This is a genomic window from Citrobacter sp. RHBSTW-00887, from assembly GCF_013728095.1.
GTDB lineage: Bacteria > Pseudomonadota > Gammaproteobacteria > Enterobacterales > Enterobacteriaceae > Citrobacter > Citrobacter braakii.
Genome location: NZ_CP056267.1, coordinates 2,516,218 through 2,538,077, shown reverse-complemented (window position 1 = coordinate 2,538,077; position 21,860 = coordinate 2,516,218). Strand labels below are relative to the sequence as shown.

The 21,860-nt window shown below is 52.1% G+C and carries 21 protein-coding genes, 1 pseudogene and 1 other annotated feature; of the genes and pseudogenes, 13 read left to right on the top strand and 9 right to left on the bottom strand.

Annotated features, from left to right (window positions below; translation table 11 throughout):
• Positions 1 to 308: 308 nt before the first annotated feature.
• Both cysB and topA read right to left on the bottom strand, forming a co-directional pair.
• Complete coding sequence (cysB, locus tag HV314_RS12085) at positions 309 to 1,283, bottom strand: HTH-type transcriptional regulator CysB (protein WP_016153251.1); 975 nt, start codon at positions 1,281 to 1,283, stop codon at positions 309 to 311.
• A gap of 208 nt (positions 1,284 to 1,491) precedes the next feature.
• The gene (gene topA / locus HV314_RS12080; RefSeq protein ID WP_016153252.1) at positions 1,492 to 4,089 is read right to left on the bottom strand and encodes a type I DNA topoisomerase; all 2,598 of its coding nucleotides are present in this window, start codon (positions 4,087 to 4,089) and stop codon (positions 1,492 to 1,494) included.
• Between the two features lie 397 nt (positions 4,090 to 4,486).
• Between topA and HV314_RS12075 the strand changes: the two genes are divergently transcribed.
• Positions 4,487 to 4,738 (top strand): YciN family protein, encoded by a 252-nt coding sequence (locus HV314_RS12075; protein ID WP_003020616.1) that lies wholly within the window; start codon positions 4,487 to 4,489, stop codon positions 4,736 to 4,738.
• Positions 4,739 to 4,791: 53 nt separating this feature from the next.
• On the opposite strand, the gene sohB is transcribed toward HV314_RS12075, so the two are convergent.
• Positions 4,792 to 5,838 carry a protease SohB gene (gene sohB / locus HV314_RS12070; RefSeq protein ID WP_049269473.1) on the bottom strand — a complete coding sequence of 349 codons (1,047 nt, stop codon included), beginning with the start codon at positions 5,836 to 5,838 and terminating at the stop codon, positions 4,792 to 4,794.
• Between the two features lie 210 nt (positions 5,839 to 6,048).
• Between sohB and HV314_RS12065 the strand changes: the two genes are divergently transcribed.
• Together HV314_RS12065 and cobO are read left to right on the top strand one after the other, a co-directional pair.
• Positions 6,049 to 6,810 (top strand): YciK family oxidoreductase, encoded by a 762-nt coding sequence (locus HV314_RS12065; RefSeq protein ID WP_016156651.1) that lies wholly within the window; start codon positions 6,049 to 6,051, stop codon positions 6,808 to 6,810.
• On the top strand, positions 6,807 to 7,397 hold the full coding sequence (gene cobO / locus HV314_RS12060) for a cob(I)yrinic acid a,c-diamide adenosyltransferase (protein WP_016156652.1): 591 nt from the start codon (positions 6,807 to 6,809) through the stop codon (positions 7,395 to 7,397). Before HV314_RS12065 ends, cobO begins: the two co-directional genes overlap by 4 nt.
• 83 nt (positions 7,398 to 7,480) lie before the next feature.
• Here the strand turns inward: cobO and rluB are convergent, their stop codons facing one another.
• The 3 genes from rluB to rnm form a co-directional block, all read right to left on the bottom strand.
• The gene (rluB, locus tag HV314_RS12055) at positions 7,481 to 8,356 is read right to left on the bottom strand and encodes a 23S rRNA pseudouridine(2605) synthase RluB (RefSeq protein WP_006684306.1); all 876 of its coding nucleotides are present in this window, start codon (positions 8,354 to 8,356) and stop codon (positions 7,481 to 7,483) included.
• A 100-nt stretch (positions 8,357 to 8,456) separates the two neighbouring features.
• On the bottom strand, positions 8,457 to 9,077 hold the full coding sequence (locus HV314_RS12050) for an L-threonylcarbamoyladenylate synthase (protein ID WP_016153256.1): 621 nt from the start codon (positions 9,075 to 9,077) through the stop codon (positions 8,457 to 8,459).
• On the bottom strand, positions 9,074 to 9,952 hold the full coding sequence (gene rnm / locus HV314_RS12045) for an RNase RNM (RefSeq protein WP_029139558.1): 879 nt from the start codon (positions 9,950 to 9,952) through the stop codon (positions 9,074 to 9,076). The genes HV314_RS12050 and rnm overlap by 4 nt, the downstream gene beginning before the upstream one ends.
• A 135-nt stretch (positions 9,953 to 10,087) precedes the next feature.
• Between rnm and trpL the strand changes: the two genes are divergently transcribed.
• The 6 genes from trpL to trpA all read left to right on the top strand — a co-directional run bounded on the left by trpL (position 10,088) and on the right by trpA (position 16,756).
• The gene (gene trpL, locus HV314_RS12040; RefSeq protein ID WP_012905981.1) at positions 10,088 to 10,132 is read left to right on the top strand and encodes a trp operon leader peptide; all 45 of its coding nucleotides are present in this window, start codon (positions 10,088 to 10,090) and stop codon (positions 10,130 to 10,132) included.
• Positions 10,109 to 10,203, top strand: a sequence feature (Trp leader region). It overlaps the preceding gene by 24 nt.
• Before the next feature lie 23 nt (positions 10,204 to 10,226).
• On the top strand, positions 10,227 to 11,789 hold the full coding sequence (locus HV314_RS12035) for an anthranilate synthase component 1 (protein WP_016156654.1): 1,563 nt from the start codon (positions 10,227 to 10,229) through the stop codon (positions 11,787 to 11,789).
• On the top strand, positions 11,789 to 13,384 hold the full coding sequence (trpD, locus tag HV314_RS12030) for a bifunctional anthranilate synthase glutamate amidotransferase component TrpG/anthranilate phosphoribosyltransferase TrpD (protein ID WP_003020639.1): 1,596 nt from the start codon (positions 11,789 to 11,791) through the stop codon (positions 13,382 to 13,384). Before HV314_RS12035 ends, trpD begins: the two co-directional genes overlap by 1 nt.
• 3 nt (positions 13,385 to 13,387) lie before the next feature.
• On the top strand, positions 13,388 to 14,746 hold the full coding sequence (trpCF, locus tag HV314_RS12025; protein WP_104652193.1) for a bifunctional indole-3-glycerol-phosphate synthase TrpC/phosphoribosylanthranilate isomerase TrpF: 1,359 nt from the start codon (positions 13,388 to 13,390) through the stop codon (positions 14,744 to 14,746).
• A gap of 10 nt (positions 14,747 to 14,756) precedes the next feature.
• The gene (trpB, locus tag HV314_RS12020; protein WP_003020645.1) at positions 14,757 to 15,950 is read left to right on the top strand and encodes a tryptophan synthase subunit beta; all 1,194 of its coding nucleotides are present in this window, start codon (positions 14,757 to 14,759) and stop codon (positions 15,948 to 15,950) included.
• A complete protein-coding gene (gene trpA, locus HV314_RS12015) occupies positions 15,950 to 16,756 on the top strand; it encodes a tryptophan synthase subunit alpha (RefSeq protein ID WP_181548052.1) in 807 nt (268 codons plus the stop codon). The genes trpB and trpA overlap by 1 nt, the downstream gene beginning before the upstream one ends.
• 32 nt (positions 16,757 to 16,788) lie before the next feature.
• Here trpA and HV314_RS12010 read toward each other — a convergent pair whose 3' ends face one another.
• The 3 genes from HV314_RS12010 to ompW all read right to left on the bottom strand — a co-directional run bounded on the left by HV314_RS12010 (position 16,789) and on the right by ompW (position 19,493).
• The gene (locus HV314_RS12010; RefSeq protein ID WP_181548051.1) at positions 16,789 to 18,261 is read right to left on the bottom strand and encodes a GGDEF domain-containing protein; all 1,473 of its coding nucleotides are present in this window, start codon (positions 18,259 to 18,261) and stop codon (positions 16,789 to 16,791) included.
• Positions 18,262 to 18,446: 185 nt separating this feature from the next.
• Entirely contained in the window at positions 18,447 to 18,722 is a 276-nt protein-coding gene (locus HV314_RS12005; RefSeq protein ID WP_181548050.1) for a hypothetical protein, read from the bottom strand.
• A 132-nt stretch (positions 18,723 to 18,854) separates the two neighbouring features.
• Entirely contained in the window at positions 18,855 to 19,493 is a 639-nt protein-coding gene (gene ompW / locus HV314_RS12000) for an outer membrane protein OmpW (protein ID WP_016153263.1), read from the bottom strand.
• A gap of 283 nt (positions 19,494 to 19,776) precedes the next feature.
• Between ompW and HV314_RS27370 the strand changes: the two are divergent.
• The 4 genes and pseudogenes from HV314_RS27370 to yciA form a co-directional block, all read left to right on the top strand.
• A pseudogene (locus HV314_RS27370) lies at positions 19,777 to 19,863 on the top strand (YkgJ family cysteine cluster protein); the annotation flags it as partial.
• Between the two features lie 28 nt (positions 19,864 to 19,891).
• Entirely contained in the window at positions 19,892 to 20,635 is a 744-nt protein-coding gene (locus tag HV314_RS11995) for a YciC family protein (protein ID WP_016153264.1), read from the top strand.
• A 54-nt stretch (positions 20,636 to 20,689) separates the two neighbouring features.
• Positions 20,690 to 21,229, top strand: a complete 540-nt coding sequence (locus HV314_RS11990; protein WP_016153265.1) for a septation protein A — start codon at positions 20,690 to 20,692, stop codon at positions 21,227 to 21,229.
• A gap of 166 nt (positions 21,230 to 21,395) precedes the next feature.
• Positions 21,396 to 21,797 (top strand): acyl-CoA thioester hydrolase YciA, encoded by a 402-nt coding sequence (yciA, locus tag HV314_RS11985; RefSeq protein ID WP_016153266.1) that lies wholly within the window; start codon positions 21,396 to 21,398, stop codon positions 21,795 to 21,797.
• The last annotated feature ends 63 nt before the right edge of the window (positions 21,798 to 21,860 follow it).

The following is a 21,860-nucleotide window of genomic DNA, read 5'->3' as shown; positions in this document are numbered from 1 at the left end:
GAAATCACTTATCATTTAAGCACCAAACAATCGGTACAATTAATCATCAGATAGGAGGAATCCTAATAAAAAAGGTCAAAAAAAGCCAGATAATTTTCATACTCGACCTGATAAATAAATTAATTATTTGATCGGTTATAAATATTTGAGAGGGATTTTTGGCGACCTTACTAATTTGAAACTACTTTAGCAAGTGTTTACCATAAACAATATATGGTTAATATATAGAGGAAAAATATTGAATAGATTCAGACTCTGCCGTCGGTATCGCTTTATGTTTGAGGATACCGACGAGGTAACAGCCGTTATTATTTCTCAGGCAATTTAATATCTTTAAACATGGCTTCAATATCGTCGTTGGAACGTAGCGCCACCGCCGTATCCACCACATCACGCGTCAGATGCGGCGCGAAACGTTGAATAAAATCATACATGTAACTGCGTAAAAAAGTGCTGCGACGAAAACCAATCTTGGTGGTGCTATGGCTGAAGATATCATGGGCATCAACGCGCACCAGGTCAGGGTCGGAGACAGGATCAACCGCCATACTGGCAATTACCCCCACGCCAAGGCCCAGGCGTACATAGGTCTTAATGACATCGGCATCGGTCGCGGTAAAAACTATACGCGGCTCAAGCCCCGCACGGTTGAACGCGGTGTCCAGTTCCGAACGTCCGGTAAATCCGAACGTGTAGGTCACCAGTGGATACTGCGCCAGTTCTTCAATGGATACGGCGGATTTGCCCGCCAACGGATGGTCCGGCGTAACGACAATCGAACGGTTCCAGTGGTAGCAAGGCAGCATCACCAGATCGTCATACAGGTGCAGGGCTTCCGTCGCGATAGCAAAATCTGCATTCCCTTTCGAGACGGCTTCGGCGATTTGCGTCGGCGATCCCTGGTGCATATGCAATGAGACGCGTGGATAACGCTCAATAAAGCCTTTAATAACGTTCGGCAAAGCGTAACGCGCCTGAGTGTGCGTGGTGGCGATATACAGTGAGCCTTTGTCCGGCCAGGTATGTTCGCCAGCAACGGACTTAATGGCATCCACCTTCGACAAAACTTCTCGCGCGATTCGAATGACTTCCTGGCCCGCTGGCGTAACCTGGGTCAGGTGCTTACCGCTACGGGCAAAAATCTGGATGCCAAGTTCATCTTCCAGCATACGAACTTGCTTACTGATACCTGGCTGCGAGGTATAAAGCCCTTCCGCCGTTGAGGAGACATTAAGGTTGTGGTTCACCACCTCAACAATGTAGCGAAGCTGCTGTAATTTCATGTTAAGCCATCCCGATTTGCGCCATCAAATCATCGTTTCAGAGCAGGCTCGTTGGCGCTGCTAATACGATTTAATAATAAAAAGTGTGTTAACTATAACCACTATATCATTTCTATGTGAGCTGTATAGGGATGACAAAAAATAATACGCCAGAAACAAAAAGGGCCGCTTACGCGACCCTTTGAGGAGAAATTCAGCCGGAATGCTGTTATTTCTTCCCTTCTACCCATTTACCGTCAACGAAGAACGCGGACCAGCCGGTCGCCTTACCGTCTTTCTCCGCAGCAACGTATTGCTGCTTGGTTTTACGGCTGAAACGAACCATCGACTTGTTGCCGTCCGGGTCAGTCTGCGGCGCATCTGCCAGATAGCGCAGTTTTTCCGGCAGACGATCGCGGAAGCGGTACAACTCTTCAACCAGCGGCGCACGTGTCTCACGTGATTTCGGGAACGTATTTGCCGCCAGGAAGATACCTGCAGCACCATCACGTAACACGAAATACGCATCAGATTTTTCACACGGCAGTTCCGGCAACGGAACCGGATCCTCTTTCGGTGGAGCAACTTCACCGTTACGCAGGATCTTACGGGTATTTTTGCACTCGTCGTTGGTACACGCCATGTACTTGCCGAAACGTCCCATTTTCAGGTGCATTTCAGAGCCACATTTCTCGCACTCAACGATAGGACCGTCATAACCCTTGATGCGGAATTCGCCTTCTTCGATCTCATAGCCGTCGCAGGTAGGGTTATTACCACATACGTGCAGTTTGCGCTTAGGATCGATAAGGTAGCTGTCCATCGCCGTGCCGCACTTCTGGCAACGACGTTTGGCGCGCAGAGCGTTGGTTTCCGCATCGTCGCCTTCCAGCACGTTCAGCACTTCGTTTTCCGGCACCAGGTTAATGGTGGTTTTGCAACGCTCTTTCGGGGAAAGCGCATAGCCAGAACACCCCAGGAAAACGCCGGTGCTGGCGGTACGAATACCCATCTTGCGACCGCAGGTTGGGCAATCAATGCTGGTCAGCACCATCTGGTTCGGACGCATACCGCCCTCTTCAGGATCTTTCTCGGCTTTATCCAGTTGCTGAGTAAAATCAGTGAAGAAGTTGTCGAGTACGCCCTTCCATTCGGCTTCGTGATTTGCCACCTGGTCGAGGCTGTCTTCCATCTGTGCGGTAAAGTCGTAGTTCATCAGTTCGCGGAAGTTTTCTTCCAGACGATCGGTGACGATTTCACCCATTTTTTCAGCGTAGAAGCGACGGTTCTCAACGCGAACATAACCGCGATCCTGAATCGTAGAAATGATCGACGCATACGTGGATGGGCGACCAATACCACGTTTTTCAAGCTCTTTTACCAGCGAAGCTTCACTGAAGCGCGCAGGCGGTTTGGTAAAGTGTTGCGCAGGTGTCAGTTCGATGAGCGTCAACGTATCGCCTTTATCCACCGCTGGTAAAATGCGGTCTTCATCGCCCTTACGCAGCGCAGGCATCACTTTCGTCCAGCCATCGAAGCGCAGAATACGACCACGCGCCTTCAGACGGAAATCACCCGCGCCCACCGTCAGCGTGGTGGAATCATATTTAGCAGGTGTCATCTGACAGGCAACAAACTGGCGCCAGATCAGCTGATACAGTTTTTGCGCATCGGCTTCCATATCTTTCAGCGATTCCGCCTGAACGGCGACATCGGAAGGACGGATAGCTTCGTGCGCTTCCTGCGAGTTCTCTTTGCTGGCGTACTGGTTCGCGCTCTCCGGCAGATACTTTTTGCCGAAATTATCGCTGATGTAATCGCGAACCATGTTCACCGCATCCTGGCTCAGGTTGGTTGAGTCAGTACGCATATAAGTGATGTAGCCCGCTTCATACAAGCGCTGCGCCATCATCATGGTTTTCTTCACGCCGAAGCCCAGACGCGTGCTGGCGGCCTGCTGTAGCGTGGAGGTGATGAACGGCGCACCCGGCTTGCTGCTGGTCGGCTTATCTTCACGTTCCAGAACGCTGTAGCGCGCTTTTTCCAACAGGCTAACGGCGGCAAGCGTTTGTTCCCGGTTGACCGGGCGGAACGGTTTATCATTCTGATGCGTCACCTCAAGCGGTAACGCGTCACCGCCTGGCGTAGTCGTGTTAGCATCAATTTCCCAGAACTCTTCTGGAACGAATGCTTTGATTTCACGTTCACGCTCAACCACCAGACGCACGGCAACCGACTGTACGCGTCCCGCTGACAGGCCTCGCGCAATTTTTTTCCACAACAGCGGCGACACCATATAGCCCACAACACGGTCCATAAAGCGGCGCGCCTGTTGCGCATTGACGCGGTCGATGTTCAGTTCGCCCGGTTTTTCAAACGCCTGACGAATAGCGTTTTTGGTAATTTCGTTAAACACCACGCGACTGTAGCGGGTGTCGTCGCCGCCGATCACTTCCCGCAGGTGCCACGCAATGGCTTCCCCTTCGCGGTCAAGGTCGGTTGCGAGATAGATGTGGTCGGCTTTTTCAGCCAGTTGCTTCAGTTCAGAAACAACTTTTTCTTTACCGGGCAGCACTTCATAGCGCGCATCCCAGTTGTGCCACGGGTCAACACCCATACGATTGACGAGAGCGCCACGTTCATCCTTTTTGGGCTTTTTAGCCGTTTTGGTGGAGGTTGAGTCGGCGCTCTTTTTAGTTGCTGAGCCACTGGTCGGCAAATCACGGATATGACCGACGCTGGATTTCACCACGTAGTCATTACCCAGATACTTGTTGATCGTTTTGGCTTTTGCCGGGGACTCAACGATGACAAGAGCTTTACCCATATTCACCTTTACCTAATTTGATTCTTCCAGAATGCGTCGCACGTTGATTCACCTTCCACTGGCGACGAGACATCGATATGGTCTCTGCGTCGGCGGATATCAACCCTTAAACTGATTCACGCTTGTAATGTAACTCTCATGTAACTGAGTTAACAGGCTTTTTCGCTCACAAACGCTATAGCACGACGGAGTATTGGTCGAATGTCAAGCAAATCTGTTGCCAGATTGACGAAAGCGTCACACTGTACCTGATAAAATGCGTTACGCAACTTTATTAGCATGCAAAAACAAATCTCGCCACTTGCAACACTGTCGTAAGACCTTCATTTAAGTCAGGGAATATTTGCCCATAAGCCGGGCTCGGCGTAGACTAATGTCCTTGTTTAAGGAGTAAATAATGCATAAAGACACTCAACCCATCGATCGCGAAACACTGCTGATTGAAGCCAACAAAATCATTCGTGAGCATGAGGACACGCTGGCGGGGATTGTCGCCACCGGCGTAACGCAGCGAAATGGCGTGCTGGTTTTCAGCGGAGATTACTTTTTAGACGAGCAAGGGCTACCGACGCCCAAAAGTACGGCGGTGTTTAATATGTTTAAACATCTGGCGCACGTACTTTCTGAAAAGTATCACTTGATCGATTAACACGAGAAATGATTTGCCGGATGACGGCTGCGCCTCATCCGGCAATTACAATTTTACATCAGCGGTTTTTGTCCTCGCTGCCACCAACGCATCAGTAAACGATCGGCGCTCTCGGCGGCACTGCCGGTAAAACGGTCCATCAGTTTTTTACGCTGCAGATAACGTACGTTTAATACGTCACGACCGTCCATCAGTCCGAGGATCACCTCATCACTGGTATTGATCTCATCCACCAGCCCGTTGGCCAGCGCCTGTTGACCAAACCAGTGTTCACCCGTGGCAACCTGCTCAATGTCCAGAGCCGGACGCATGCGCTGTACAAAATCTTTAAACAGATGATGGGTTTCGTTCAGGTCTTCGCGGAATTTCTGCCGCCCTTCTTCCGTGTTTTCACCAAGTAAGGTCAGCGTACGCTTGTACTGTCCGGCGGTGTGCAGTTCGATATCAATATCTTTCCCTTTCAGGAAGCGGTGAAAGTTCGGGATCTGTGCCACAACGCCAATAGAGCCGACAATAGCAAACGGCGCCGAGACAATTTTATCCGCCACGCAAGCCATCATATATCCGCCGCTCGCAGCGACTTTATCTACCGTAACGGTCAGCGGGATCTGCTTATCGCGCAGACGTTGTAACTGGGACGCGGCCAGGCCATAGCCGTGTACTACGCCGCCCGGACTTTCCAGACGAACTACGACCTGATCCTGGGGTTTAACGACCGCCAGCACTGCCGTCACCTCTTCGCGTAATGCGCTGACCTCATGGGCATCCATACTGCCTTTAAAATCAAGTACCCATACCCGTGGTTTATCAGATGACGTACTGTCTCCCAGTTTCGCTTTTGCCTTAGCGGCCTTCGCCTCAAGCTTGTGTTTCTTTTTCTGCGCCTTATGCCAGAATTTTTGCTGATGCCCATCCAATAAGGCCAACGACAGGTCTTCTTTCATCTCTTTATATTGATCGCTGAGATTAATAACCCGCAATTCCCCACGCTGACGTTTGCGTTGTGTCGCGTTTACGATCAGCAAAACTACCACCGCAATAGCCACCACGACAGTGACAATTTTTGCCAAAAACAACCCATATTCAGACAACAATTCCACGTGACCCACCTTGGTTAAACAACGCTACTTTCGCTCAGTGTACAACAGCCTTGTTAACCCGTCTTGCTTCATCCATTCAGTAAAAAGCATGACAACGCGTTCATTTTGCGGTGTTATTGCCTTTGGCTGATTGAAAAAGAACAGGGTTTAAGGCATAAAGCCCACAAGTTATCGCGAACGAGATGGCCAGGACGTCGCCGAGGAGTAGCCGTGCATTATCAACCGAAACAAGATCTTCTACAGGACCGCATTATTCTGGTCACCGGTGCCAGCGATGGTATCGGACGTGAAGCCGCACAGACCTACGCGCGTTATGGCGCGACCGTGATTCTGTTAGGGCGTAACGAAGAAAAACTGCGTCAGGTTGCCCGCTCCATCGCCGAAGAAAAAGGTACGCAACCACACTGGTTCACGCTGGATCTGCTCACCTGTACGTCTGACGAATGCCACCAGCTCGCACAGCGCATTGCCGCGCATTTCCCGCGTCTGGATGGCGTACTGCATAATGCCGGATTGCTCGGTGACATTTGCCCGATGAGCGAGCAAAACCCGCAGGTATGGCAGGACGTGATGCAGGTAAACGTGAACGCCACCTTTATGCTGACTCAGGCATTGCTGCCGTTGTTGCTCAAATCAGATGCCGGATCGCTGGTCTTTACCTCCTCCAGCGTCGGTCGCCAGGGGCGCGCCAACTGGGGGGCATACGCCACCTCCAAATTTGCTACCGAAGGAATGATGCAGGTTCTGGCTGATGAATATCAGAACCGCCACCTGCGCGTAAACTGTATCAATCCTGGTGGAACGCGTACCGGCATGCGAGCCAGCGCGTTCCCGACGGAAGATCCGCAAAAATTGAAAACCCCCGCCGATATTATGCCGCTCTACCTGTGGCTGATGGGCGATGACAGCCGCCGTAAAACCGGTATGACTTTCGATGCCCAGCCGGGCCGTAAACCAGGAATCGCCCAATGAGTGAAGAACGCTATCAGCAGCGCCAGCAGCGCGTAAAAGACCGGGTTGACGCCCGTGTTGCCGCCGCCATAGACGAGCGCGGGATTATTATTGTGTTCACCGGAAATGGTAAGGGTAAAACCACCGCCGCGTTCGGTACCGCCACGCGCGCAGTAGGCCACGGTAAAAAAGTCGGCGTAGTGCAATTTATTAAGGGGACATGGCCAAACGGTGAACGAAACTTACTCGAACCCCACGGCGTTGAGTTTCAGGTCATGGCGACAGGATTTACCTGGGAAACGCAGAACCGCGAGTCGGACACCGCAGCCTGCATGGCCGTATGGGAACACGGCAAGCGGATGCTGGCCGACGCTGAGCTGGATATGGTGATACTGGACGAGCTGACCTACATGGTTGCATACGACTATCTGCCGCTCGACGAGGTCATCAATGCCCTAAACGCGCGCCCTGCCCATCAAACGGTTATTATCACCGGTCGTGGATGTCATCGCGATATTCTGGAGTTAGCGGATACGGTCAGCGAACTGCGGCCGGTTAAGCACGCCTTTGAAGCGGGTGTGAAAGCCCAGATGGGGATCGATTACTGACAGTAGGCCGGATAAGGCGCTTACGCCGCATCCGGCTCCACGCTAACGCCTGATGGCGCGTTGCTTATCAGGCCTACTCATGATTAACCGTTGTTGCTGCGACCGCCCGGACGACGGCTGCCGCCAACCTGAGAGTGGCGCTTCACCGCACGGCGGATCTGGTTTGCCTTCATACGGCGACGATCTTTCTCAACGGCAACTTTAGAGGTGGTTTCCGGCTTCAGTTCCACCAGTTCACGCAAATAGTTGGTCTGCGCGAGGTCAAGTTCCGTCCAGCCGCCACGCGGCAGGCCCTTCGGCAGCGGGATATCACCGTAACGTACACGGATAAGACGGCTTACCTGCACGCCCACGGCTTCCCACAGGCGACGGACTTCACGGTTACGCCCTTCGGTCAACGTGACGTTATACCACTGGTTGATCCCTTCACCGCCGCTGAACTTGATCGTTTTAAATGCGGCCGGACCATCTTCCAGCTGCACGCCACGACTCAGATCGCGCAGTTTTGCGTCATCAACCTGACCAAACACACGCACCGCATATTCACGTTCAACTTCGCGGCTTGGGTGCATCAGACGGTTCGCCAGTTCGCCATCGGTGGTAAACAGCAGTAAACCACAGGTATTCACGTCCAGACGTCCCACGGCAATCCAGCGCGCATCGCGCAGTTTTGGCAGACGATCAAACACGGTCGGACGACCTTCCGGGTCGTTACGGGTACACAGTTCACCTTCTGGCTTGTAATAAGCCAGAACACGGCAGATTTGCTCCGCAGATTCTTTAACCGAAATCAGATGACCGTCGATACGGATTTTCAGACCCGGCGTAACTTCAACGCGATCGCCGAGCGTGGCAATTTTGCCATCAACGCTCACGCGACCCGCGGCAATTATGGATTCAATTTCACGGCGAGAACCGTGGCCAGCGCGCGCCAGCACTTTTTGTAACTTTTCGCTCATAGAGCTTCCTTTAGATGTCGCCTTCACAGGCGTCGAACAGGAGAATCAACGGCGCCAGTCAGCGCCATTTTAAGGCCGCGTAGTATAGCGGTTCGCGCCCTTATAAGAAAGGTTTAACGTCGCCGACGCCTTCGCGCAATACCACCGGGGAATCATCGGTTAAATCAATGACCGTGGTTGGCTGCTGGCCGAGATATCCACCGTGGATAATCAAATCCACCACTTTCTCCAGACGATCTTTGATTTCTTCCGGATCTGACTCGGTAAATTCGCTGCCCGGCAGCATCAGTGATGTAGAGAGCATAGGCTCGCCCAGCGCTTCCAGCAGCGCCAGCGCAATCGGATTCGAGGGTACACGCAAGCCGATGGTCTTACGTTTTTCCTGCAACAGTCGACGTGGTACTTCTTTCGTCCCCTTCAGGATGAACGTGTAGTTGCCCGGCGTGTTGTTTTTAATTAAACGGAAGGCCACGTTGTCGACAAACGAATAGGTCGACAGTTCGGACAGGTCACGACACATCAGCGTAAAGTTGTGCCCGTCCGGCAGGTGACGGATGCGACAAATGCGCTCCATTGCGCCTTTATCTTCAATTTTGCAACCCAACGCATAGCCGGAATCAGTTGGATAGACGATCACCCCTCCTTTACGCACGATTTCAACGGCCTGATTGATCAGGCGCTGCTGTGGGTTTTCGGGATGAATATAAAAAAACTGGCTCATACTTTCCTCTCTGTGGTCTCGGGCTGTTCCCAAAGTTGCCAGACGCCTTCTACGCCTGCGGGCAACCAGAGTTTACGACCCAGCTCAATCCATGGGCAGGGTAGATGAAAATCAGACCCTTGCGATGCCCACAGTTGATGCTGACGCGCAAGCGTCGCCAGATGGGTGCGTTCATTGGGAGACTGCTGGCACTGTGCCACTTCCATCGCGTCGCCGTGATGTTCAGCAAAATGCGCAACCAGTCTTTTCAGCCACTTAGCGCTAAGATCGTACCGCCCAGGATGAGCCAGAACTGCCTTACCGCCAGAATGATGAATGACATCAATAGCTTGTTCTATTGTACACCACTGTGGCGGAACGTAACCGGTTTTCCCACGAGCAAGATATTTTTTAAAGACATCCGCCATGGTTGTGGCTTTTCCGCACTCCACCAGGAAACGCGCGAAATGCCCCCGAGTGATCGCCCCGCCATCAGCCAGGCGTAATGCCCCTTCCCACGCGCCGGGAATATGCGCTTTGTCGAGTCGTTCAGCAATCAGGCGCGCGCGCTGCTGACGACGTTCCGTTTGCTGCGCCAGAAATTCGCACATCATTGGATGGGCGATATCAATGTTCAGACCCACGATATGGATCTCATGGTTTTCCCAGACTGTTGATATCTCGACGCCAGGTATCAAATTTAACGCTAAACCCGCACGTGAAATTTCTTCTCTTGCCGCCGCAATACCCGCCGTGGTGTCATGATCGGTGATCGCCAGTGTACCGACTCGCATCTCTACCGCACGGTGTACTAAGGCTTCTGGCGTTAATCGCCCATCGGAGGCTGTAGTATGACTGTGCAGGTCATAAATCACTGCGTAATTCGTGTCGCTCAATGCGGCTCCCGTTTCACTAAATGTCTTAACCCGCCCATCATAGCGGTTTAGACAAATATACTGAAATCAGGTGTTGACTTTATTCCATCGAACTAGTTAACTAGTACGCAAGTTCACATGAAGAAGGTATCTGAGATGAAAGCAACATTTGTTCTGCACGGTTGGTGGCGCACTTCCTGATTTCGGGCAGTGTCTTACGTCTGCAATATGCAACCAGATACCCGGCCCGCCAAATGAGCGGGCTTTTTTTTGAACAAAATTAATGAGAATAACGATGCAAACACAAAAACCGACACTCGAACTGCTTGCTTGCGATGCTGCCTACCGTGAAAATCCGACGGCGCTGTTTCATCAGGTGTGTGGCGCACGTCCGGCAACGCTGCTGCTGGAATCTGCCGATATCGACAGCAAAGACGATCTGAAGAGCTTGCTGCTGGTCGACAGTGCATTACGCATTACCGCCATCGGTGACACTGTCACCATTCAGGCATTATCCGCTAACGGCGCATCGCTGCTGCCGCTGCTGGATGCTGCCCTGCCAGCGGGCGTTGAGAACAAACAACAGCCGAATGGTCGCCATCTGCGATTCCCTGCCGTTAGCCCGCTGCTGGATGAAGACGCCCGCTTATGTTCCCTTTCCGTATTTGATGCCTTCCGTTTATTGCAGGAGCTGGTTAATGTTCCTGCGCAAGAACGTGAAGCGATGTTCTTCGGCGGTCTGTTTTCCTACGACCTGGTTGCCGGTTTTGAAGATTTACCTCAGCTTGAAGCGGGCAACCGTTGCCCTGACTACTGCTTCTATCTGGCAGAAACGCTCATGGTCATCGACCATCAGAAGAAAAGCACCCGCATTCAGGCCAGCATATTTACCCCCAGCGATGCAGAAAAACAGCGTCTTAATGCCCGTCTGGCGCAACTGAGCCAGCAGCTTACCGAACCTGCGCCGCCGCTGCCCGTCACTGAAGTTCCGCACATGCGCTGCGAATGCAATCAGAGCGATGAAGAGTTTGCCGCCGTGGTTCGTGGTATGCAAAAAGCCATTCGCGCTGGCGAAATTTTCCAGGTGGTTCCATCCCGTCGTTTCTCGCTGCCCTGCCCGTCACCGCTGGCGGCCTACTATGTGCTGAAGAAAAGTAACCCCAGCCCGTACATGTTTTTTATGCAGGACAACGATTTCACACTGTTCGGCGCCTCTCCGGAAAGCTCGCTGAAATACGATGCCACCAGCCGGCAGATTGAAATCTACCCGATTGCCGGGACCCGCCCACGCGGTCGTCGTGCGGACGGTTCGCTGGACCGCGATCTCGACAGCCGTATTGAGCTGGAGATGCGTACCGATCATAAAGAGCTTTCCGAGCACCTGATGCTGGTAGACCTTGCGCGTAACGACCTGGCACGCATCTGTACGCCCGGCAGCCGCTACGTTGCTGACCTCACTAAAGTGGATCGTTATTCCTTCGTTATGCACCTGGTTTCCCGCGTAGTCGGCGAGCTGCGTAGCGATCTGGATGTGCTGCATGCTTACCGCGCCTGTATGAACATGGGTACGCTAAGCGGAGCGCCGAAAGTTCGCGCCATGCAACTTATCGCCGAGGCCGAAGGCCGTCGTCGCGGCAGCTATGGCGGTGCAGTAGGTTACTTCACGGCCCATGGCGATCTGGATACCTGTATTGTGATTCGTTCCGCCCTCGTGGAAGACGGTATTGCCACCGTACAGGCTGGCGCCGGAATTGTTCTGGATTCCGTTGGGCAGTCAGAAGCCGATGAAACCCGTAATAAAGCGCGTGCGGTTCTGCGTGCTATCGCCACCGCACACCACGCACAGGAGACCTTCTAATGGCTGACATTCTGCTGCTCGATAATATCGACTCTTTTACCTATAACCTGGCAGATCAGCTGCGTACTAACGGTCATAACGTGGTGATTTACCGCAACCATATTCCGGCCCAGACATTAATAGACCGCTTAGCGACCATGAAAAATCCGGTGCTGATGCTCTCTCCAGGTCCAGGTGCGCCAAGCGAAGCGGGCTGCATGCCGGAGCTGTTAACCCGCCTGCGCGGCAAGCTGCCGATCATCGGCATTTGTCTGGGGCATCAGGCCATTGTCGAGGCCTATGGTGGATACGTGGGACAGGCGGGGGAAATCCTGCACGGCAAAGCGTCCAGCATTGAACACGACGGTCAGGCAATGTTCGCCGGTCTGGCAAATCCGCTGCCGGTGGCGCGCTATCACTCGCTGGTTGGCAGCAACGTTCCAGCCGGATTGACCATCAACGCCCACTTTAACGGCATGGTGATGGCGGTACGTCACGATACCGATCGCGTATGTGGCTTCCAGTTCCATCCAGAATCCATTCTGACCACCCAGGGCGCACGTCTGCTGGAGCAAACGCTGGCCTGGGCGCAACAGAAACTCGAACAGACTAATACGCTGCAACCTATTCTGGAGAAACTGTATCAGGCCCAGACGCTGTCTCAGCAGGAAAGCCACCAGCTGTTCTCCGCCGTGGTACGCGGTGAACTGAAGCCGGAACAACTGGCTGCGGCGCTGGTGAGCATGAAAATTCGCGGCGAGCACCCGAATGAAATTGCCGGTGCGGCAACCGCGTTGCTGGAAAACGCCGCCCCGTTCCCGCGACCTGATTATCTGTTTGCCGATATTGTCGGTACCGGCGGGGACGGCAGCAACAGTATCAATATTTCCACCGCCAGCGCCTTTGTGGCGGCCGCTTGCGGACTGAAAGTCGCCAAACACGGCAACCGCAGCGTCTCCAGCAAGTCGGGCTCTTCGGATCTGTTAGCGGCTTTTGGCATCAATCTGGATATGAACGCCGATAAATCCCGTCAGGCACTTGACGACCTCGGTGTGTGTTTCTTGTTTGCGCCGAAATACCACACCGGTTTTCGCCATGCTATGCCGGTACGCCAACAGTTGAAAACCCGTACGCTGTTTAACGTCCTCGGCCCGTTGATTAACCCGGCACATCCGCCGCTGGCGCTGATCGGCGTTTACAGTCCGGAACTGGTGCTGCCGATTGCCGAAACGCTGCGCGTGTTGGGGTATCAGCGGGCAGCCGTGGTACACAGCGGAGGCATGGATGAAGTTTCCCTGCATGCACCGACCATTGTGGCAGAGTTGCATGATGGCGAAATCAAGAGCTATCAACTGACGGCAGAAGACTTTGGCCTGACGCCTTACCACCAGGAACAGCTGGCTGGCGGCACGCCGGAAGAAAACCGTGACATTCTTAGTCGCTTGTTACAAGGTAAAGGTGAAGCCGCTCATGAAGCTGCTGTTGCCGCGAATGTCGCCATGTTAATGCGCCTGCACGGTGAAGAAGATTTAAAAGCCAATGCGCAAACCGTGATTAATGTACTGCGCAGCGGCGCGGCCTATGACCGTGTCACTGCACTGGCAGCAAGAGGGTAAATGATGCAAACCGTTTTAGCGAAAATTGTCGCAGACAAGGCGATTTGGGTAGAAGCCCGCAAACAGCAACAACCGCTGGCCAGCTTTCAGAATGATGTTCAACCCAGCTCTCGTGATTTCTACGATGCGCTGCAAGGTGCACGCACCGCCTTTATTCTGGAGTGCAAAAAAGCGTCTCCGTCAAAAGGCGTGATCCGTGATGACTTCGACCCGGCACAGATTGCGGGCGTATATAAACAATATGCTTCTGCGATTTCCGTACTGACCGATGAGAAATATTTCCAGGGGAGCTTTGATTTCCTGCCCATCGTCAGCCGCATCGCACCGCAACCGATTCTGTGTAAGGACTTTATTATCGATCCTTACCAGATTTACCTGGCGCGCTTCTATCAGGCGGACGCCTGTCTGCTGATGCTGTCGGTGCTTGATGATGAGCAATATCGTCAACTCGCCGCCGTCGCCCACAGTTTGAAAATGGGCGTACTGACCGAAGTCAGTAACGATGAAGAGCTGGAGCGAGCTATCGCACTGGGCGCCAAAGTCGTCGGTATCAACAACCGTGATTTACGCGACCTGTCGATTGATCTGAATCGCACCCGCCAACTTGCGCCGCGACTGGGTCATGGCGTAACCGTCATCAGCGAGTCCGGTATCAATACCTATGGTCAAGTGCGAGAACTCAGCCACTTCGCCAACGGTTTTCTGATTGGCTCTGCGTTGATGTCGCATGATGATCTGCATGCTGCCGTGCGTCGCGTTCTGCTCGGCGAAAATAAAGTCTGCGGTTTAACCCGGGCTCAGGATGCAAACGCGGCATACGAAGCGGGTGCCATTTACGGCGGGTTGATTTTTGTGTCCACATCGCCACGCGCGGTCAGCGTTGAACGCGCACGCGAGGTCATGACCGGCGCACCGCTGCAATATGTCGGGGTGTTCCGCAACACAGAGATCACCGACGTGCGCGAAACAGCGGTGGCTCTGGGGCTAACAGCCGTGCAATTGCATGGTAGCGAAGACCAGGCCTATGTTGACGCCCTGCGCGACGCGCTCCCCGAACAGGTGCAAATCTGGAAGGCGTTAAGCGTCAGCGAAACGTTGCCAGCTCGTGATTATCAGCACGTCGATAAATACGTATTCGACAATGGTCAGGGCGGCAGCGGTCAACGCTTCGACTGGTCACTTTTAGGCGGACAATCGCTGGATAACGTTTTACTGGCTGGCGGACTCGGCGCTGATAACTGCGTTGACGCGGCAAAAACCGGCTGTGCCGGTCTCGATTTCAATTCTGGCGTAGAGTCACAGCCGGGCATCAAGGATGCACGTCTTTTGGCTTCGGTCTTTCAGACGCTGCGCGCATATTAAGGAAAAGGACATGACAACATTACTCAATCCGTATTTTGGTGAATTTGGCGGTATGTATGTGCCACAGATTCTGATGCCTGCCCTGCGCCAGCTGGAAGAAGCTTTTGTCAGCGCGCAAAAGGATCCTGAATTTCAGGCGCAGTTTACAGACCTGCTGAAAAACTATGCTGGTCGTCCAACTGCACTGACCAAATGCCAGAACATTACTCAAGGCACCAACACTACGCTATATCTCAAACGTGAAGATTTGCTGCACGGCGGCGCGCACAAAACCAACCAGGTGTTGGGCCAGGCGTTGCTGGCGAAGCGTATGGGGAAAACGGAGATCATCGCCGAAACCGGCGCGGGCCAGCACGGTGTTGCATCAGCTCTCGCCAGCGCACTGCTGGGGCTGAAATGCCGTATTTATATGGGTGCAAAAGACGTTGAACGCCAGTCGCCAAACGTTTTCCGTATGCGTCTGATGGGGGCTGAAGTTATCCCGGTTCACAGCGGTTCTGCAACGCTGAAAGATGCCTGTAACGAAGCGCTGCGCGACTGGTCTGGCAGCTACGATACCGCGCACTATATGCTCGGTACGGCGGCAGGTCCACATCCCTTCCCGACCATTGTTCGTGAATTTCAGCGCATGATCGGCGAGGAAACTAAAGCGCAGATCCTTGAAAAAGAAGGTCGCCTGCCGGACGCGGTTATCGCCTGCGTGGGCGGCGGTTCTAACGCCATCGGTATGTTCGCGGACTTTATTAATGAAACCAGCGTCGGTCTGATTGGCGTCGAGCCTGGCGGCCATGGGATTGAATCAGGGGAACATGGCGCACCGTTGAAGCATGGTCGTGTCGGGATTTACTTCGGCATGAAGTCCCCGATGATGCAGACCGAAGAAGGACAGATTGAAGAGTCTTACTCTATTTCCGCGGGGCTGGATTTCCCGTCTGTCGGGCCGCAGCATGCGTATCTGAACAGCATTGGTCGCGCCGATTATGTTTCGATCACCGACGACGAAGCGCTCGAGGCATTCAAAACGCTGTGTCTGCACGAGGGGATTATTCCGGCGCTGGAGTCCTCCCATGCCCTGGCACACGCATTGAAAATGATGCGTGAAAACCCGGAAAAAGAGCAGTTACTGGTGGTTAATCTCTCCGGTCGCGGCGACAAAGACATTTTCACCGTACACGATATTCTGAAAGCGCGAGGGGAAATCTGATGGAACGTTACGAAAACCTGTTTGCACAGCTGAAGGACCGCAAAGAAGGTGCTTTTGTCCCCTTCGTAACCCTGGGCGATCCGTCTGTTGAGCAGTCACTGAAAATCATTGATACGCTGATTGAAGCCGGTGCCGATGCCCTTGAGCTCGGTATTCCGTTCTCCGATCCGCTGGCTGACGGTCCAACAATTCAGGAAGCCACCTTGCGTGCGTTTGCCGCCGGCGTCACGCCGTCGCAATGCTTTGAAATGCTGGCGCTGATTCGCAAGAAGCACCCTACGATTCCCATTGGCTTGCTGATGTATGCCAACCTGGTGTTTAGCAAGGGCATTGACGAGTTTTACGCCCAGTGTGAAAAAGTGGGCGTGGATTCCGTGTTAGTAGCCGATGTTCCCGTTGAAGAGTCCGCGCCATTCAGAGCAGCGGCGCTCCGCCACAACATTGCGCCAATTTTTATCTGCCCACCGAACGCTGATGAAGAACTGCTACGCCAGATAGCCTCTCATGGCCGCGGCTATACCTATTTGCTTTCGCGTGCGGGCGTGACCGGTGCAGAAAATCGAGCGGCGTTACCGCTGCATCACCTGGTCGAAAAGTTGAAAGCATATGATGCTCCGCCTTCTTTACAGGGGTTTGGTATCTCTGCGCCTGAACAGGTAACCGGCGCGATTGACGCTGGCGCTGCTGGCGCTATTTCCGGCTCGGCAATAGTGAAAATCATTGAGAAAAATGTTGCGATACCGGAACAGATGCTGGCTGAGCTGAAAGCTTTTGTCAGCGCGATGAAAGCCGCCACCCGGCAGTAAGCTAAATCAACCGCCAGAAACTTCTGGCGGTTTTACGCTTCTTTCGTGTGCTTCATTTTATACATGGCGCTATCTGCATTCTGAATAGCCACATCCAGTTCACCGTTCACCTCTGCAATCCCCCACGATACTGACAATGGCACGGTATGACCGTCCACTACAAACACATGGCTGGTCACCTGCCCGCTGATACGTTGAGCAATTGCGATGGCATCAGTTGCCTGCGAGCGAAACAGCAGGATCATAAATTCATCCCCGCCGGTACGAATCACAATATCGTGACTGGTGCGGGTGTTTGATAACATCCTGTTGGCGATAATTTGCAGCGCACGATCGCCTGCCGCGTGACCCCAGGTATCATTGACGGCCTTGAACTTATTGCAGTCCAGTAGCACCACCGAACAGTGGGATAAATCACGGCGCTTGATGATGTCGAGTATTCGGCGATTAAAGCAACCGGTCAGGGTGTCTATATAAACCTTCAGGTCGCTTTCGTTTAGCCATGATTTTAGCGAGAAACTAATCATGATGAAAAAGAACGGCGCCAGCAGGATCACGATCCCGGCATGGGTATCGCGCGTCATAAAACGGCCTAATGAAAGCGAATAGTGCAGCGCATATTTCTCCGAAAAATTGCGCACTAAAAAACGGGATTGACCTGTACATTTACCGGATAAACAGAGACTTTCATTGTTGGTCAAATTTACCAATTCCACATTCAGCTCTGGTGGGAGCTGGTAGTCAAATGCTTGAGCCAACGCTTCCTGCAATTCGGGCTTTGAATGGTCATAAACCAGATAGGCCACGATTTGGTCTGATATCTCTTTGCCAGACAGATCGTAGATATAGCTCACCACGCTGTAAGCCTTCTCACCGGTAATTTTATCGGTATAGAAGTTCGTTGAACTAAGGGCTTTGTTTTTGACGTTTTTTTGCAACAGTCGGGTATAGAAATCGACCGGCGGATAGAAAAAGTTGGTGAGATCCCGCGCCATTTCAGAATTTGAGAAACTGAAGTTGCGCGAATCGGAAGCCATAAACCAGTAAAAATAATCTGAACTTTTGGCGATAATATAACGATGTGCATCGAAGCTGCCCGGATTTAGCTCATTAACCATACCGCGAATAAACTCCGCCGCCGTATACATACACAGCGCGTTGTGGCTGGCTTGCTGGGCAATAATTGTCCCCGTTACCGAATGCAGACGCTTTGGGTCGGCGTTAATTCCCCATTCAATCTCATTGCGGGGAACAAATTGTGAAATATCGCCACATTGCTCACCCGATTTAATATGGTGATAGCGCTCACCAATCGCATCGGCGATCAGCTCGTTATCGTTAAAAATGTCCATCATGCGCGCTTGCATGCGGTTAACACCGTCACTGACTGCAGCCATCCGCTGCTCATAAATTATAAACAGAAACAACGACGTAAATATCAACGTAATGAGCCCTGATACCAGCAGTGCTTGCCTGTTTCTGAGCTTGTCCTGCACAATCTTCACGAGTTCACCCTGATAGTTAACATATTGCCAAACCGGTTACCCGTTTCTGTCGTTGCATAACTGCGCTGTATGTTGATTGAGAATGTTAACCGTCCCTAAGCTGATGCCTTAGAAGCCCGCCATTGTGTGCGCTAAAGTTACAGACTTATACAATAAAAGCACATTTTTGTTAACATAAATGCAAACTAATCATCACCCTCAATCGGATACCCTGCCCGACGAATGGCCTCACGACAATCGCTCACGCCTGCGGCATAGCCCGCTTCAATCTCACAAACAGGACTGGCGCTGCAATAAGGTAGTTTAACCGGAGTCGCAATGCGTTTCTCCAGCACTTCAATTTTATCCATAAAATTCAATAAGTCACGCGCGGCACTCACGGCGAACTCTGCCGTTTCATCTCCGGTGAATGGTTCCAAAAATGTGATTTTTTGTTGTAGCAGGTGGCGAGTCAACATCATCGTCAATGCCCTCAAAGCCAGTTTGCTTAAAGAGTAGCATTACATCGACGGGGAGAAAGGCAGGAAGAAATAAACTGGTAATAAAAAAGCTGACCGTGGAACGATCAGCTTTTCAGTATTTTAATCACGGACTTAGAAGCGATAACCCGCGGAGAACATAAACACCCACGGATCGAGGCGGACGCTGTCATGCTGCTGCGCGCCAGCCAGTTTGTAGCTCGCGGTGGTGTCGATATCCATGTACCAGACCGACATGTTAATCAGCCAGTCGCGGTTAATCAGATAGTCCATACCCACTTGCCCTGCTGCGCCCCAGGAGTCTTTCAGGCTCAGGTCAGATAAACCGGTTTCTTTGCCGTTATTGTTAAAGCCTTCGTCAAAGAAGGTGGTGTAGTTCACACCGACACCAACGTACGGACGCAGTTTGCTGCTGGAATCGCCGAAATACCACTGTGCCATTAAGGTTGGTGGTAAATGGTGAACGGTCGCAATATCACCTGTTGTGGCAGTGCCAATTTTATGGCGGAACGGCGTGGCTGCCAGTAATTCAACACCGATATTGTCGGTTGCCATGTAGGTAAATGTCAGACCCAACTGCGTGTTATTGCTGACATCAAAGCCACCCAGGCTCCCCAGCGTACCACCCGCGCCTTCCGTCGGTCTGACGGTGGCAGAACCTGCACGAATAAAGAATTCTCCGGCTTCATGCGCAAATACGTTACCAGAGAGAAGAGTTGTTAAAGCCACTGCTGCAACTGTTAATTTTTTCATGTCCGCTCCATCGTTATGGTTATAAAAGCGGAACGAATATACCCACATTGGAGTAATAAGTGATCTAACCTGGATCACATTGACTTTGATAATTTAACATTTATTGATCCAGATTAAGTTAGAACTTGCATTCAAAATCCTGGTTAACCTAATTCAGATCAATTTTGATATATTTTCGCCACGCAAGTACCTGACCTCCGTTGCAGAATAGCGATGGTTATTTGTTCGTGATGCGCAGAGAACAACCAACGTTCTTGCATGACGCTGAAGTCATAGTCAAAAATTACCGGGGCTTTACAAAGATATGCTTTTCCATACACCGCGCGATGCTGCCACTGTAGAGTTATCCAGGGTACAATTGCCCACAAATGAACACCTGCAAAACTCAAGGAGAGTGCATGTCTATCACGGCGAAATCCGTTTACCGTGACACGGGAAACTTTTTCCGTAATCAATTCATTACCATCTTGCTGGTATCGTTGTTGTGCGCGTTTATCACGGTGGTGTTAGGGCATGCCTTTTCTCCCACCGACGCACAAATTGCGCAACTTAGTGAAGGCGATCAGTTAACCAGCAGCGTGGGATTGTTCGATCTGGTGCAAAACATGACCCCGGAGCAACAGCAAATTTTGCTACGCGCTTCCGCGGCGTCGACGTTTTCCGGTCTGATTGGTAATGCCATCCTCGCCGGGGGTATTATCCTGATGATTCAGCTAATTTCAGCCGGTCATCGGGTCAGCGCATTACGCGCCATCGGTGCCAGCGCGCCGGTTTTGCCGAAGCTGTTTATTCTGATTTTTCTGACTACTCTGCTGGTGCAAATCGGTATTATGCTGGTTGTGGTACCCGGTATTCTGCTGGCTATCCTGCTGGCACTTGCACCGGTGATGTTAGTACAGGACAAAATGGGTGTCTTTGCCGCGATGCGCAACAGTATGCGTCTGGCGTGGTCGAATATGCGCCTGGTTGCACCAGCAGTGATCGGTTGGCTGCTGGCAAAAACGTTGTTGTTGCTTTTTGCGCCAAGTTTTGCGGTACTTACGCCAAATGTAGGCGCGGTATTGGCGAATACGCTGAGCAATATGATCTCCGCCGTGTTGCTGATCTATTTGTTCCGCCTGTACATGCTAATTCGCCAATAAACCCTGAACGCATTCCGGGCTTGTACCCGGTGCTTTTGATGACGGAATCGAAGAATGAAGCAGTTTCTTGATTTTTTACCGCTGGTTGTCTTTTTTGCTTTTTATAAGCTCTATGACATCTACGCGGCGACCTCGGCGCTGATTGTTGCGACGGCTGTGGTTTTGATTTACAGCTGGGTCCGCTATCGCAAGGTCGAGAAGATGGCATTGATCACTTTTGTTCTGGTAGCCGTGTTCGGTGGCCTGACCATCTTCTTCCACAATGATGAATTCATTAAGTGGAAAGTAACGGTGATTTACGGGCTGTTTGCCGGTGCGCTGCTGGTTAGCCAATGGGTAATGAAAAAGCCGCTGATTCAGCGCATGTTAGGTAAAGAGCTGAGCTTGCCACAGCCGGTTTGGACAAAACTTAACTTCGCCTGGGCCGTCTTCTTTATCCTGTGCGGTCTGGCGAATATCTATATCGCGTTTTGGCTACCGCAGAATATTTGGGTCAACTTTAAAGTGTTCGGCCTGACCGCCCTGACTTTACTATTTACGTTACTGAGCGGAGTCTATATTTACCGCCACCTTCCGCAGGAAGATAAATCGTAATAAATGCTCGCCAGATCTCCGGATCTGGCGAATTTTTATCCCTTCGCGTTCCTTGTTGCCATCAAACCTGGTTTACTTCCGCCCCGCAGGCCGCATCCCCTCTGTTCTCAGCGCGTAAATTCTAGTAGCATCGCGCCTGTAATCTTTCTCTATAGTCGGTTCTACAATGACAACAACGAATAACACTCCCCAGGGCGAACTGGTTTTACGCACTCTGGCTATGCCTGCCGATACCAACGCAAACGGTGATATTTTTGGCGGCTGGCTGATGTCACAAATGGATATAGGTGGCGCTATTCAGGCCAAAGAGATCGCACATGGTCGCGTGGTCACGGTGCGGGTTGAAGGAATGAGCTTTTTGCGCCCGGTTGCCGTGGGCGATGTGGTTTGTTGCTATGCACGCTGCGTGAAACGCGGGACGACCTCGATCAGCATTAATATTGAAGTCTGGGTGAAGAAAGTCGCTTCAGAACCTATCGGCCAGCGCTATAAAGCTACCGAAGCCCTGTTTATCTACGTTGCCGTTGATAAAGACGGTAAACCGCGGCCGATTCCCTCCCTGGCCTGATAGCACGCGCAAGCATCGCCATCCGGCAATCATTCTGCCGGATTTGGCGGCGTAACGCCAAAT